The organism is Sulfuricurvum sp. (assembly GCF_049305995.1).
Classification (GTDB): Bacteria; Campylobacterota; Campylobacteria; order Campylobacterales; family Sulfurimonadaceae; genus Sulfuricurvum.
This window is the reverse complement of sequence record NZ_JBAQPS010000041.1, coordinates 1-14,523: the sequence shown is the minus strand read 5'-3', so window position 1 is coordinate 14,523 and position 14,523 is coordinate 1. Positions and strand designations below refer to the sequence as shown.

14 protein-coding genes are annotated in these 14,523 nt (G+C 43.3%); all 14 read right to left on the bottom strand.

The features are described from left to right. The coding region (locus tag WA010_RS01295) for a hypothetical protein (RefSeq protein WP_422555370.1) at positions 1 to 405 on the bottom strand (405 nt) is incomplete at its 3' end. 28 nt (positions 406 to 433) lie between these two features. Beyond that, positions 434 to 1,192, bottom strand: coding sequence for a 7-carboxy-7-deazaguanine synthase QueE (locus tag WA010_RS01290; RefSeq protein ID WP_422555369.1), 759 nt, complete (start codon positions 1,190 to 1,192; stop codon positions 434 to 436). Positions 1,193 to 1,322: 130 nt separating this feature from the next. Beyond that, the gene (gene moaA, locus WA010_RS01285) at positions 1,323 to 2,288 is read right to left on the bottom strand and encodes a GTP 3',8-cyclase MoaA (RefSeq protein WP_422555368.1); all 966 of its coding nucleotides are present in this window, start codon (positions 2,286 to 2,288) and stop codon (positions 1,323 to 1,325) included. Positions 2,289 to 2,404: 116 nt separating this feature from the next. Beyond that, entirely contained in the window at positions 2,405 to 2,800 is a 396-nt protein-coding gene (locus tag WA010_RS01280) for a hypothetical protein (protein ID WP_422555367.1), read from the bottom strand. A gap of 10 nt (positions 2,801 to 2,810) precedes the next feature. Then, a complete protein-coding gene (locus WA010_RS01275) occupies positions 2,811 to 3,689 on the bottom strand; it encodes a c-type cytochrome (RefSeq protein ID WP_422555366.1) in 879 nt (292 codons plus the stop codon). Then, positions 3,689 to 4,939: a cytochrome b gene (locus WA010_RS01270; protein ID WP_422555365.1), complete on the bottom strand. Its 1,251-nt coding sequence runs from the start codon at positions 4,937 to 4,939 to the stop codon at positions 3,689 to 3,691. Before WA010_RS01270 ends, WA010_RS01275 begins: the two co-directional genes overlap by 1 nt. Position 4,940: 1 nt before the next feature. Continuing rightward, on the bottom strand, positions 4,941 to 5,450 hold the full coding sequence (locus tag WA010_RS01265) for a Rieske 2Fe-2S domain-containing protein (RefSeq protein WP_422555364.1): 510 nt from the start codon (positions 5,448 to 5,450) through the stop codon (positions 4,941 to 4,943). A 60-nt stretch (positions 5,451 to 5,510) separates the two neighbouring features. Beyond that, a complete protein-coding gene (locus WA010_RS01260) occupies positions 5,511 to 6,380 on the bottom strand; it encodes a hypothetical protein (protein ID WP_422555363.1) in 870 nt (289 codons plus the stop codon). A 136-nt stretch (positions 6,381 to 6,516) separates the two neighbouring features. Continuing rightward, positions 6,517 to 6,768: a DUF2442 domain-containing protein gene (locus WA010_RS01255; RefSeq protein WP_422555362.1), complete on the bottom strand. Its 252-nt coding sequence runs from the start codon at positions 6,766 to 6,768 to the stop codon at positions 6,517 to 6,519. Continuing rightward, the gene (locus WA010_RS01250) at positions 6,749 to 6,982 is read right to left on the bottom strand and encodes a DUF4160 domain-containing protein (protein ID WP_422555361.1); all 234 of its coding nucleotides are present in this window, start codon (positions 6,980 to 6,982) and stop codon (positions 6,749 to 6,751) included. Before WA010_RS01250 ends, WA010_RS01255 begins: the two co-directional genes overlap by 20 nt. Before the next feature lie 255 nt (positions 6,983 to 7,237). Next, positions 7,238 to 8,632: an efflux transporter outer membrane subunit gene (locus WA010_RS01245; protein WP_422555360.1), complete on the bottom strand. Its 1,395-nt coding sequence runs from the start codon at positions 8,630 to 8,632 to the stop codon at positions 7,238 to 7,240. Next, positions 8,629 to 11,751 (bottom strand): efflux RND transporter permease subunit, encoded by a 3,123-nt coding sequence (locus tag WA010_RS01240; RefSeq protein ID WP_422555359.1) that lies wholly within the window; start codon positions 11,749 to 11,751, stop codon positions 8,629 to 8,631. Before WA010_RS01240 ends, WA010_RS01245 begins: the two co-directional genes overlap by 4 nt. Then, on the bottom strand, positions 11,751 to 12,866 hold the full coding sequence (locus WA010_RS01235) for an efflux RND transporter periplasmic adaptor subunit (RefSeq protein ID WP_422555358.1): 1,116 nt from the start codon (positions 12,864 to 12,866) through the stop codon (positions 11,751 to 11,753). Before WA010_RS01235 ends, WA010_RS01240 begins: the two co-directional genes overlap by 1 nt. 83 nt (positions 12,867 to 12,949) lie before the next feature. Then, a partial coding sequence (gene mnmG / locus WA010_RS01230) for a tRNA uridine-5-carboxymethylaminomethyl(34) synthesis enzyme MnmG (RefSeq protein ID WP_422555357.1) occupies positions 12,950 to 14,523 on the bottom strand: 1,574 nt, incomplete at its 5' end.

Below are 14,523 nucleotides of genomic sequence, written 5' to 3'. Positions count from 1 at the left end.
ACTTAATACAATAACTACTCCATTCAAAACTATTAAGGTTAGTAATGTCTTACAAAGAAGCGTAATAAATGATACATTTATAGCATCAAAAAAATAAGACTGGGAAGTGATTAAAAAACCAAAAATTGCAAAAAATAAAAATAAAGTTCGATGATAATTTATTAAGTAAAATTTTGAATTTTCTATATCAGCTAAATCAAATTTGTTATTTCCAAATGTTGAACCACGAAAATCTACATTTTGCAATTCTGCTTTTTGAAGATAAAAATTATTTAACTCTGCAAAGCGAAGATTTATTGGAGAGTAGTTGGTAGCTTTTCGGTATTCATTCCATTCCGTAAGGTTTTTAGAATCAGAGCATTTTTTGAGCAGTTCATACGCTTTTTTATCGTACCATATTCCCATACTCACTGCTCCCTAATGTTTTACAACATTATACCCCATGATTCTGATCCCAGATACGAATATGCAGACGGTCGGAGTAGATAAATCCTCTCCGTTTGCACAGTTCGATGACCGCTTCGCAGTTCGCTTCGATATGAGCTTTATCACCGCCTAGCGGCATACAATAGACGGGAGTAAACGGATGCGGGGCGATGATCGCATCGATCTCCGCTTCCATGTGGCTCCCCAGTGAGGGTTCATCGACACTGAATTTAAAAAAGCTCTCACGGGCATTGCCGATAATCGCACCATACACCTCCGGCTTCACCCGACGATTCTCAGGCTCACCGCTGTTGGAGAGTTTCACTGAGAGAGCATAAGTCGCCTCACGATAAAAAGGAAATCGGACAAAATCGGGAGCAATCGTCGCATTGGTCTCAAAAGTCACCCGATGCCCCTGAGAAATCAGATGCTCGATAAATTCGACAAAAATCGGTTCATTCGCGTAGATCAGCGGTTCCCCTCCGGTCAAAACAATATCAACATTATGGGGAAGACGATAACCGTTCATAATCCAAATGAGGCTTTGCAGCTCTTCGATCTCCATCCACAAATCGCCGAACCCTTTGCGATCGACCGCATACACGGTATCGCACCCTATGATTTCATGTCCATCGGGGGTGATCTCGGTGCATCCGAACCCTTCGCATTTGAGATTGCACCCGCCGAAACGGAAAAAGAGTGAGGGTGTACCAACGTATTTCCCCTCCCCCTGAACGGAGTAAAAATGCTCAACTAAATAGAGCATTTTAACTCCGTCGAAAGCGTAGCTTTTTGAGCTTTCAGCTGAGGAAAACCCAGTGTTAACGTAGATGTTTGGACGCGTTCAAACATCGTATTACAATGGTCATAAAAATGTTCAACTAAATAGAGCATCTTCACCCTCCCGTTTCGTAAAATGCGCGATTGGATTGCTCGGTGTCACCCTCGCTCCAGCGATTCTTTTCAGGCTTGGTGCGAATAACCTCTTTGAGTACCAATGCCGCCTCTTTGATGTCACCGCGACGTACGGCGTCACGGATCGACATCGCCTCATCAAAATACAAGCACGGGATCAAATTCCCCTCTGCGGTGAGACGGATGCGATTGCATTTGGTACAAAAATCGTCTTTGTGAGGTTCGATGATCCCGAACTCATACCCATCATCGAGCTTGTAATAATGCGACGGCGAATGCCCGTCAAATCCCTCGTCTTCATAGGTGTATCGGCTTCCGATGATACTCAATAACTCAGGGCTTTGCATCCCTTTGATGTCTACCTCGGCATGGACGTTTTCCATGTATTCAATAAATCGGATCGTCATACCTCGCGCTTTGCAGTACTCCAGTACGTCGAGCACTTCCGCATCATTGACCCCTTTCATGGGAACCATGTTTACCTTAACTTTGAGTCCGACACGCAGTGCCTCTTCTATCCCCTCAAGCACTTGTTTCAAAACATCTTTTTTGGCAATGGTTTCAGCCACTTCGGGTTTTAGTGAATCGATAGAGACATTAAGGCGGCGTAGCCCTGCATCGTAGAGCTTTTGAGCTGAATTCTTGAGCAAAAAGGCATTGGTCGTCATCGCCAAATCAATATCGTTTTTATAGTCGTAAATCATTCGGATAAAGGTATCAAGGTTCTCGCGAAGTAGCGGTTCTCCGCCGGTTATACGGATCTTTTTTACCCCTTCGTCAATGGAGACTTTAATAAATTCAAAAAGTTCTTCAAAGCTGAGAAGATTCTCTTTAGGTACCCATGAAAACGGTTTTTCAGGCATACAATACTGACACCGAAAGTTACACCGTTCCGTTACCGAAACCCGTAAATAATCAACCGTTCTGCCATAGCTATCTACTAACACATCTATCCTTGAAAAATTCCTATTATTAGGAGCGTTGCGCGATAGTATCTAAAAGTTGTTTTGAGTTTTATTTATTGAGAGAGTTAAGAGGAGAAACCCCGCGAAGGGGTTACTTTTTACCAGCCACGAACGACTGCGTGACATGCGGTACACGCGTTCACGATTTCAGAGTAAGACTGACTTGCTTTAGTGTACTCTTTTTTGTTAAGTGCTACAAGTAAATCTCCCGAAGCTGCGTCGATGCGTTTAGCCGCATTAAAAGCGATATTACCCATATGCTGCTTATCCTTTGGAAGATATTTTTTACTTGCATCAACATTATGAAAAAGGGCATTCGCTTTTTGAATTTCGCTTACCCCCCCTTTGATCAACGCAGGAGCGTTGTAAAGGAAACCTTTTTGAACATTGCTCAAACCGTTTTCCATTTGACTCATGTTCAACGCTAAAGTATCGTCTGCTGCCGCACCGACACTCAAAAGTGCCGATAAAGCTAAAATTTTAACCATTTTCATCCGTTACTCCTTAGTGAACTTCTGACCAGATTTTGCGTTTCCACAACCAAGCCAAAATAGCGAATATAAACGTATATAGCATTACCCATAGACCCGTAGTCTCACGTTCTGCTTTTTTAGAATCTCCGATTGTTTCCATATAGGCTATTACTTCTTCTTGCGCTTTTTGGTTCAATCCCGTACGCGGCATAGAAGTTCCATGCAACAATACTTGAGGATCGTTAATGAAGCTATACAGATAATGTTCACCACGACTTTTAATGTATTGTGACAAATCTGGAGGTGTTGCACCCATGTATGCTTTAATATTTTCACTCGGTGTTGTCGCTTCAAAACCAGCATATGCCATTGAATGACAACGTCCACACGCTACTTCATAGGTGTTTTTATGTGCTTCAGGACCTGATTTTGCTTTTGGTGCAAGGGTTTGGAAATAAGCAACAATGTCCATAATCTCTTGTGCACTCATCCAATTATAAGCAGGCATCGGAAATTGTTTTCCACTCTCAGGAGTATATTTGTGTTGTAAATGCATCGCTGATACTGGATCGAAAATAAAGTTTGCCAAATAATTCTTATCATAAATCCATCCAGCAGCACTTAAATCCGGTGGTACAACACCGTAACTTGCTGCTGCATCCGCATTTGGCATCATTTGAGGATGACCTGCTGATTCAATCGAGTGACATGCAACACAATTGGCTTCTACAAGCACTTTCCCATTTGTAGGATTTCCCTTAAGTGTGATGTCGACATTTTTTAAGTCTTTAAACGAAAAGTCAGCCGGAGCCACTTCCGGATGCATGATATGATGCGCATACGGTTCAATTCCATAATAAGTAATACCGACAAGTGCGACAATAACAGCTAAAATTTTAAACTCTTTCATTATTTGCCCCCCACTTTTTTAGCTTCTGCTTTAGTAATAAATGGTAATGCTGCAAAAAGAACCAAGAACGTCATCGATGAAGCAAATCCTACCCATGCGTTTGCACCGGTCGGAGGCAACTTACCATACACCGTCAAGACGATCAAATCAACCATCAAGAACCAGAACCAGTATTTAAAATAAGGACGTTGATTCGCCGGTTTTACCATCGGTGAGCGATCCAACCATGGCATTACAAAGAAAATAGCATTTGCGATACCAAATGCGATCAAACCTAATGATTTGCCTGAAATACCTGCAATCTCAAAAAAGAATCCACGTAAGACTTCATAGCTCCACAAAAAATACCATTCAGGGTAAATGTGTGCCGGAGTTTTAAGACCATCTGCTTTATCAAAGTTTACTGGGTCCATCGCAAAGTTGTAATGGAAGAAAACCAAGTAAAAGAAGAACAACATAAAGAAGCCGAGAACAAAGAAATCTTTTGACAAAAATACCGGCCAAAAAGGGACAACTTTAGACTCTTTTTTATTTCCTGCAAGATATTTTTCCGCTTCTTCGTCGAAATCGAAAAACTCACCCTTTTCATTATTAACGTGTGGAAAACGGAGCGCGTAAAAGTGAAATACGATTCCACCGAGAATTGCCAACGGAATCAACAATACATGAAGCATAAAGAAACGGGTCAATGTTGAATCGGAAACATAGAAGTTACCGCGAATCCAAACCACCAACTCATCACCGATAAATGGAATACCACCGAAAATCTCAGTAATAACATATGCTGCCCAGTATGACATTTGTCCCCATGGAAGCATGTATCCGCTAAACCCTTCTGCAGAGAAAAGGACGAACAACAACATACCTGACATCCAAATCATCTCACGCCCTTTTTTATAAGAGCCATAATAGATACCGGTAAACATATGGATGTAAATTACCAAGAATACAACCGAAGCGCCTACTGCGTGAATATGTCGGAATAACCAACCGTATGCAACTTCTTGCATAATCGTATAATTAACACTGTCAAACGCCATATTAACGTCTGGTTTATAATACATTAAAAGGAAAATTCCCGATACTAACAAGAACGTGAACAATACGCTCAGAAGAACCCCCATTGCCCATAAAAAGTTAATGTTTTTTGGAATCCAATACTCGGTCATCATTACTTTTGCAAAGTTGACAACACCTAAACGTTGGTCAAACCACTCGAGCATCGAGTCTGCTTTTTTAAATTCTGCCATTTTATGCTCCCCCTGCTTTTGCCATCATCGCTTTATATTCAGGGCCTTCTTCACCCAATACAAGCGTTACACCATCAAGTTTGAACGGTGGGATATCCAACGGACGAGGGGGAGGTCCGAACTTATGAACACCCGCATCGCTAAATTCACCACCGTGACAAGCACATTTAAAATCATGCTGATCCGCGCGATATGCCGGAATACAGCCTAAGTGGGTACAAAGACCAATCATCACTGAAAAATAGTGATCACCAATTTTGACATTACGTCCATCAGTCGGTTTCATATCTGCGGTATATTTTAGGATAAATACCGGTTTCCCACGCCATACAGCGATTTCTAGTTTATTAGCCTCTAGGCTTGACACGTCTACCGTTGTAAATCCGGCTGACATGACGCTCGGGAGTGGATCCCATGTCTTCTTCATCGCGATGAGCGAGGCAATTCCCCCGACAGCAGCGACTGCACCGAAAGCTTTACCAATAAAGCCTCTTCTGCTTTCATCCATCATTGTTATCTCACTTAAGTTGGAAATTTAACTTCCTATCATAAGCAAAAAAGGTTTAAGTTTCTATAAATTGAAACTTTTCCTTATGAATTCGATTACTTCAGTGTTACCTTTTTTGATATTTTGATAGTTGTTTGATGAAGTATTACTTATGGCTTGCATAAGATGTTCTTGAGAAAAACCTTCTACAATCGGTATATTGAGTGAAGCAAATATTGGCTTAAAGTCCATAGGATAATCACTACGTTGGAGGTAAATCGGTTTTCCACCACCTGAGAGACTTTGTAATACAGCCATTGGCGAAGCACTGATTAAAATCTCACTTTTGCGAATAACCTCATCGTATTCTTCACATTCGTGTATCGCTGAAAAGCTCTCTTTGAGGCTATTTTCATATCCTAAAAAATGGTAAAAACCCATTAAGAATTCGGCATTTAACGATTTGAAAATCGATTGATTTTTTTCCAAATCCTTTTCATAATCATCATCGCCAAAAAAAAGTGCTAATGGTATCGTTTTAGGAAGTGACTCAAAATAGCGCTCATTTATAACTGTCGCGTTACAAATCCCCTCCCCCTCCAAATACGGAGATATCAACAACTCTTTATCATGTTTGGTATCTTCGGGATCGTCGCTGATACGGATAAAAGCGGGGAAAAACTGCGTCATATCGGAAAGCAATGTCGGATTAGCCTCGGCAGAGTCAAAAATCATCTTATCGCCATGTTGGGCGATTTGAGGAATATTACGGACTAAATCGACACCGACAGAGCGTTTAATCCCATACTCTTTCGCTTCCGCCGCAATCCGAAAATCGGAACAAAGAAGGGTAATATCGATCTCTTTTTGGAGTTCATTGACGATAGCAACAGCACGGTGGAAACGATCCAGTCCGATACGGTGTCCCGTATGGACGTAATAAAAATAGCGCATAAAAATCCTAATAATATTTAATTTTAGTGTGTCATACCCTATAGGGCACGAGTACCTCTATCGAGATTTCCAACTCTAGCTTGGAATCTAGAAATTTTGATGAAACTTACCTGAGATCAGATTGAACATAAGCAAGTTACGCACAATTCGGTAATATCAGCTCATGCTTGAGTTTATATTCGATAATCCCACCTAATGATATATCCTCATCTATATCCTCAAAATGGATACCGCGTCCGCCACCAATCAAATGGTAATTTGAAAGCTCAGTTTTCATGCTTTGTGCAATACGCGGAGTATACGAATAAGGAATGGTTAGAATATCACCGCTGGTGAGATGAACTAAAATTTTATCATCTAACTCGATTTTACTGATTAAAGTATTCATTCCACCCCTCCAAAAAATTCTCTCTATGTTTTTCAACCAATCCGACAACTTCACGTATCTCTTTGGATGTCATCTGATAGCTATCGGTAACTTTTAACGTCTCTAATTCGATCCGTATATATTTATCCGATTTTTCCACATGCACATGCTTCGGTAAATGCTCGTCACTAAAAAAGAAAAATCGATAACCATTTTCTCTTAAAAGCGTCGGCATTGTTTCACCTCTTATCTGAAAATTATAGCACAGAAGAAGAAAATGACGTTTTACTTTTTCCCCGCCTGTTATTTACAATAAAGTTTGATAATAGAAATTTGCATGTATTACCTACTTTTTAATAGTTTATTTTACACTATATATGGTTAAGCAATTTTCAATCAAAAATCTAAGTATGTGTATAGATAAAAAAGATTTAGAATAGATCAGTACAGATTAATAGTACGCAGAAAATTATAAATAATTCTCTCGATACTATTCCCAACCTCCACCAAGAGCTTTACATAACTTAACAAAATTTTGACGCGTAGCCTCTTCATTTATTACTATCTGGTTTTCATTAGATAACCGCGATTGTCGGATGATTAGTAGTGGTAAATAGCCTGTTTTTCCATTATCATACTCGACTTTAGTCAATGTTTCTGCTTGGATATATTGTTTCTGCGCACTCGCTAAAGCTTTACCTTCCGCAAGGAGAGTACGTCGTTCTTTTAGGGCATTTTCCACTTCGCTAAAAGCGACAAGAATGGTTTGTTCGTAGCGTGCTTGTGCCTCTTTAGTCTGTGCTTTAGCAACATTTACTTGATTTTCAACCCTTCCTGCCGTAAAAATCGGTAGTGTCACGGCAGGTGTTATCTGCCATATCGATGAAGGGGATTGTATCAATTTACTCAAGTCTGCACTTTGAAATCCAAGTAATCCTGTTAACGAAAAAGATGGGAAGTATTCTGCTTTTGCTACACCTATAGAGGCATTGGCGGCGTGCCACGACGATTCAGCTGCCAAGATATCAGGACGACGTTTTAAAAGAGTAGAGGGGAGACCCGCAGGTACTTCTATGGAGAAGACAACGGTATGGTTTTCCCCTATTTCAAATTCTTTGGGGAATTCTCCGATAAGGACAGAAAGAGCATTTTCCAACGCCGAAATTTTAGCCTCGATAGGGGGGATTATACTGCGCGCTTCATCGACTGCTGCCCTCGCTTGTAATACATCCTGATACGAACCGACCCCTTGATCCCATTTTGCTTGGGCAATAGAGGCAATCTGTTCTGCGAGCGATACGTTGTTATGTCCGTTTTCGAGCAGTTTATGTTGAGTTAAAAGAGAGTTGTAGCTCATGACGATATTCGCCGCAATCGATGAGCGGATTAACTGATGATTATACTCACTCGCCAACAGTGACGCCTTTGCTGACTCTTCGGCTCTTGCAAATTTACCCCAAAAATCTATCTCGAACTGACTCATTGCCATATTTAAACCATAACTCGTTGCATGGTCGTTAAAAGTGGATGATCGATTCGATGTCGTAGAAGAGAGTTTTTGACGCGATACCGATCCATTGGCACTGATTTGAGGAAGAAAATTCGATTTCACAATTCCCAATTGTGCCATGAAGATTTCATTTTGAGCAGCGGCAATCGCGATTTCTTTGTTTTGATTCAGTCCTTTTTCGACTAAAGCATTTAATTCGGGATCATTTAGCTTTTCCCACCATTTGCTGAGCATTTCGAGCGAACTGTTTTGTTCTTTATTTTTCCATTCGTTCGGTATATCTGGCTTCGGTGACGTGAAATCAGGACCAACGGCACAACCGTTTATCATAGCGGCTACTACTGCCAACAAGAGTGCATACGATACTGATTTCATTGTTTTGCCTTAGTGTTTTTAGTGCGTATCTTCTCTCGTAACATTGAGATTTGATAGTATAAATAGGGGATAAAATATCGCTCAACAAACGTTGCTGCAATCATCCCCCCTAAAATACCGATACCGATGGAATGGCGACTCTCAGCTCCGGCACCCACACTCAGTGCCAGCGGCAGTACTCCAAAAACAAAGGCTAACGAAGTCATCATCATCGGGCGATACCGTAATCTTGCCGCCGACATCGTTGCATCATAAACACTTCTACCGCTTTTTCGCTCCTCTTCGGCAAACTGGATAACCAAAATCGCATTTTTCGCCGCCAATGCAACGAGCGTCAGCAAACCGATCTGAAAAAAGACATCGTTATTTTGTCCGCTCACCCACAACGCGATATACGCACCGCTCATCCCAAACGGGATAGCCAGTATCACGACCAAAGGCAATGTCCATGCCTCATACTGCGCCGCAAGGATTAAAAAGACGACGATAAAAGCAAAGATCAATATGTTTTGGGCACGATTTTGCACTTTTATCTGCTGATAAGCGATACCGTCCCAACTCGTCGTAATCTGTGGCGGCAAATCCTCTTTTACCATTTTTTCGACGATTTCTATCGCCTCGCCCGTGCTCACCCCAGATTTGGGTGTGATACTGATGGGAACTGCGAGGATGGTATTGAAATGTTCTATCTTTATGGGTGCTGATTCTTGTCGTATCGTAATCAAAGAACTCAGCGGTATCATGGCACCCGATGATGAGCGGACATACCCTCTGCCGATATCGGAGGGATAGCGTCTAAACTCCTCATCCGCTTGCATTTTGACCCAATAGGTATTTCCGTCTTTCACAAACTGGTTGACGTTTGAGAGCCCTATCGTATTTTGAATCGTCGCAAAAAGTTCATCCAGTGAGATTCCCAAAATTTTGGCACGTTCTCGATCAACATCCACGTATAAAATGGGAGAAGAGGGGCGCATAGAGCTCGAAACGTTGGAAAATTGCGGCATCTCTTTGGCTTTATCGATAAAATCCTGAGCGTGTTGCGCCAACAGACCCATATCGCCATCAGGACTTTGTAACCACAACTGAACTCCGCCCGTTTTACTCAACCCTCGAATCGGTGGGGGAGGATAGCTGTTAAAACTCGCCTCACGAATAGGTTCCGTCGCTTTTTTAAACGCTTTTATGATTGATTTTGCACTCAATTCCTCGCTATCGCGTTCATCCCAATGTTTGAGACGTGCAATGATGGTCGCGGAATTGGGTTCCTGCCCTCCACCCATAAAATTACTGCCGACAATCGTCACGATATTTTCGACACCTTTGATGGAGTGAACCGCTTTTTCGGTTTTTTCAACCACCTGATGCGTTCGCTCGATTGTCGATCCCTCAGGGAGGGTAATGACCGTAAAAAAGAACCCCTGATCTTCGATCGGTAAAAACGATTTTTGTAACGTCGAAGAGAAATGATAAATGACTCCAAACACCGAAAGATAGAGTAAGAAGGTGATAAAGCTTCGTCGTATCATGGTGGAGGAGAGATGCAAATAACGCTCCGTCATTGCCTCAAATGTTTCGTTAAAACGGACGAATAATCGCAATGGAGCTTTCTCGTGCGGTCGTAATAGCAAGGCACCCAAAGCAGGAGAGAGGGTAAGTGCCACAAATCCCGAAAAAACTACCGATACGGCAATGGTCATCGCAAACTGCTTGTATAGTTCGCCCGTCATTCCCCCGACGAACGTCGCCGGTACAAATACGGCGCACAACACCAAAACAATCGCGATAATAGGGCTGGAGACTTGAGACATCGCTTTGATCGCGGCATCTTTCGCCGATAGGTGTTCGTTTTGGATAATACGCTCCATATTCTCCACTACAACTATCGCATCATCCACGACAATCCCGATAGCTAAAACCATCCCGAACAGCGTCAGAGTGTTGATCGAATACCCAAGCAGGTACATGCCGATAAATGCCCCCATCAACGACACGGGGGCAGCTATAAGGGCGATCAAACTGGCTCTGAAACTTTGCAAAAAGAGATAAATGACGGCAACGACCAGCAAAAGTGCTTCGGCGAGGGTTTTTATCACCTCTTTGATTGAGATTTTGACAAATTTGGTCGCATCGTGCGCCATCTTATACTCAATACCCGATGGGAATGTTTTAGAGAGCCGTTCCAACTCAGCCGTCACCGCTTCTGCGGTTTGGATGGCGTTAGCATCCGATTCAGAATAGATCGTTAAAAGAACCGCCGGCTTGCCGTTAAAACGACCGTAATACTCATAATTGCTTGTCCCCAGTTCTATCCGTGCGATATCACTGAGATGAACAACGGTGCCATCGGGTTTTGCACGCACTATGATTTGTTGAAACTCTTCGACACTCGATAGCCTCCCTTTCGTGGTGAGCATCACCGTCATCTCTTGGGATTTCAGAGGACCTTGCCCTAAACGTCCCGGATAGACTTGAATATTTTGCTCATTTATTGCTGCATCGACATCCGAGGTGCTGATCCCCATAGACGCCATCTTATCGGGGTTTAGCCAAATACGCATAGCGTAATCGCGCTGTCCCGAAATCGACGCATCCCCCGCACCGGGGAGTCTTTTGATGTCATTGATAACATGGGTTGCGACGTAATTGCTGATCTCAATATCACTCATCGATCCATCGGGGGAATACAACGCGGCAATCATCAAGATGTCTTGGGTTTTCTTTTTGACATCCACCCCTAGCATCTTTACAACGCTTGGGAGTCTGGGTTGAGCGAGATTAACCCTATTTTGGATATCGGTTAATGCCTTATCGGCATCTGTTCCCACTTCGAATGTACACGTTATCCGTCCACTGCCTGCCATCCCCGAAGCGGATGAGCTGACATACATCAAATCCGCCGCACCCGCAATCTGTGCTTCAATCGGTGCCAACACCGTATCGGCTATCGTTTTCGCATCCGCACCGGGATAGGTTATACTCACACTCACCGTTGGTGGGGTGACTTTCGGGAATTGAGAGATGGGGAGCATTCGTACAGCGGTAAACCCTAACACGACGATTAAAATAGCAATAACCCCTGCAAAAATCGGACGATTGATAAAATAGCGTGAAAACATTATTTAGCTCTCTGGTCAGTGGCTATCTTTACAACTTTACCTGCATCGACACGCGCATTGCCTTCGGATATAATCTTCTCACTTTCCCTTAATCCTTCAAGTATTACTACATCATGACCGATCCAATTACCAACCTTAACGAGACGAGATTCGGCGATTTTATTGGTACCGACAACATAGACAAACGTCCCTTTCGGCCCTTGCATAAGTGCTTTGTCCGGGATAATAAATCGCTCTTGATTAATCCCTCGTATCCGAATCTTCATAAACTCCCCAGGAGCTAACTTACCTTTTGAGTTGACGATCTCAGCCCTGAGCATTCGAGTCCCTGTAACCGAATCCACTGTTGGACTGATAAACGATATTTTCCCCTTGTTAGGGTAAATGCTTCCATCGGAGAGGATCACATCCACCATGATCTCGTTGCTTTGTGGATTGCTTTTTAGATTGTTTATCGTCTCCATCGTAGAGGCATTAACCGAAAAATCGATGTAGAGAGGATCGGTTTGATACATCGTGGTTAAAAGGCCGTTTTGAGAGGGGACGATATAACTCCCCTCATATTGCGTCACTTTATCGGCGAATCCCGATATCGGAGCACTAATCGTTGTGTAGCTCAGATTTAATTTTGCTTGCTCCAGTGCGACTTTTGCTTGATTCACCAATGATCCCTGCGTCCGATCCGCTGTAATCACGGCATCCAATTCTTGCTGCCCCGATGCTTTTTGCTCAAACAGATTACGAACCCGCTTTAAATTTTGCGCGGCGTTCTCTTTTTTACCGATTTCACTGTCCAATGCCGCTTCAGCAGAAGACAGGGCAAGTCGAAAAGGTTTTTGATCGATAGTAAAGAGGGTTTGTCCTGCACGTACAAAACTTCCCTCTTTGTAATGGCGACTTTGCAGATACCCTTCCACACGTGCACGAATTTGAACGGGACGGCTGGCGACACTAATGGCACTAAATTCGACCGGTATTTCGACGGCGTGTTTTTTGAGCGTCATCAAACTGACAACTGCGGGAGGGTTCTCTTTTTCTTTACCTGTATCCTCTTTGCATCCCGATAGGAGCAACACCAGTAGTATCCCGATAATAATCTCATTTTTCCACATCATCCCATCCTAAATAAAGCGCAAATATTTATCTAATAATACCTTGTACATAGTTACCACGTTATGACGGCTAAGTAATTGATAGTTTAATCTTTATTTTTTTGAGCCATTTTGATGTAAATATGTAAAATATCGAGCGCTGCGGGGGTCATACCCGATATTTGCGATGCCGCCTGCAAGGTGGGTGGATTAAAGGTGTTGAGTTTGCTCACGATCTCGTTGGAAAGTCCTGAGACGGATGAAAAATCAAAATTCTCAGGGATAGCAATATGGAGCATTTTGGACATCCGCTCGATGTCGTCACTTTGTTTTTCAACATAACGGGCGTATTTCGCCTCGATCAAAATTTGCTCTTGGATATAAGGATCAAGCTCTGCGAAGCTCGGGATCAGCTTCACCAATTTATCCAGCTCAAAACTTTTGCGGGAAACGAGCTGGGTCGCGGTGAGTTTATCGGTGATATGTTCTTCATCGATAGAGGCTAAAAATGCGAGAAACTCTTTGTTCGGAGTATAGATCGTCTCTTCGAGAAGTTTTAGCCCCTCAGCGATTTGGGTCCGTTTCGTTTCGATACGTGCCATCTGCTCATCGTCTATCAGCCCTAACGCATGACCGTAACATCCCAAACGTAAATCCGCCGTCTCTTCGCGAAGGAGCAGTCGGTATTCGGCTCGGGAGGTAAACATACGATACGGCTCTTTCGTCCCTTTGGTGACCAAATCATCGATCAATACTCCGATATAGGCTTCGTCACGGCGCAAGATAAGGGGTTCTTTTCCCTGCAATGAGAGTGCGGCATTGATCCCTGCCATCATCCCCTGCGCCGCAGCCTCTTCGTATCCCGTCGTCCCGTTGAGCTGTCCCGCACAGTAGAGGTTTTTAACTTTTTTAGTCTCCAGCGTGTGTTTCAGCTCCGTCGGATCGACATAGTCGTATTCGATAGCGTAGCCGTAGCGAACAATTTTCGCATTCTCCATACCATGCACCGAGTGAATCATGGCACGTTGAACATCGGGTGGGAGCGAGGTGGACATGCCGTTGATGTAGCACTCGGTGTTCTCTGCACTTTGGGGTTCGATGAAAAGATGGTGACGCTCTTTGTCGCGGAAACGGTTGATCTTATCCTCGATACTCGGACAATAGCGCGGTCCTACCCCCTCAATCTGTCCCGTAAACAATGGCGCGCGGTGGAAATTCCCCTCGATGAGGCTGTGGGTCTCTTCGTTGGTATAGGCGATATAGCAGGGGAGCTGTTTTTTGGTACGGGCAAATTCCTCGCGGTCGGTGCGAAAACTAAATGGGTTCGGCAATTCATCACCGTCTTGAATCTCCATCACGCTAAAATCGATCGAAGAGCTATCTATTCGGGGACACGTCCCTGTTTTGAGCCGTCCGACGTTCAGCCCCGCATCGCGGAGTGAATCGGTGAGCCCTTTGGCGGGAAATTCGCCGAAACGTCCCGATTCTTGGGTGATCTCGCCGATATGCACCACGCCGTTGAGAAATGTCCCTGTTGTCAAAATCACTTTTTTAGCTCGGTATTCATTGAGCAGATGGGTACGGACTCCAACCACCGTAGAATCTTCGATAATGAGGGAGGTAACAGTTTCTTGAACCAACGACATATTCGGCGTTGTTAAAATGGTATTACGGGCGATGA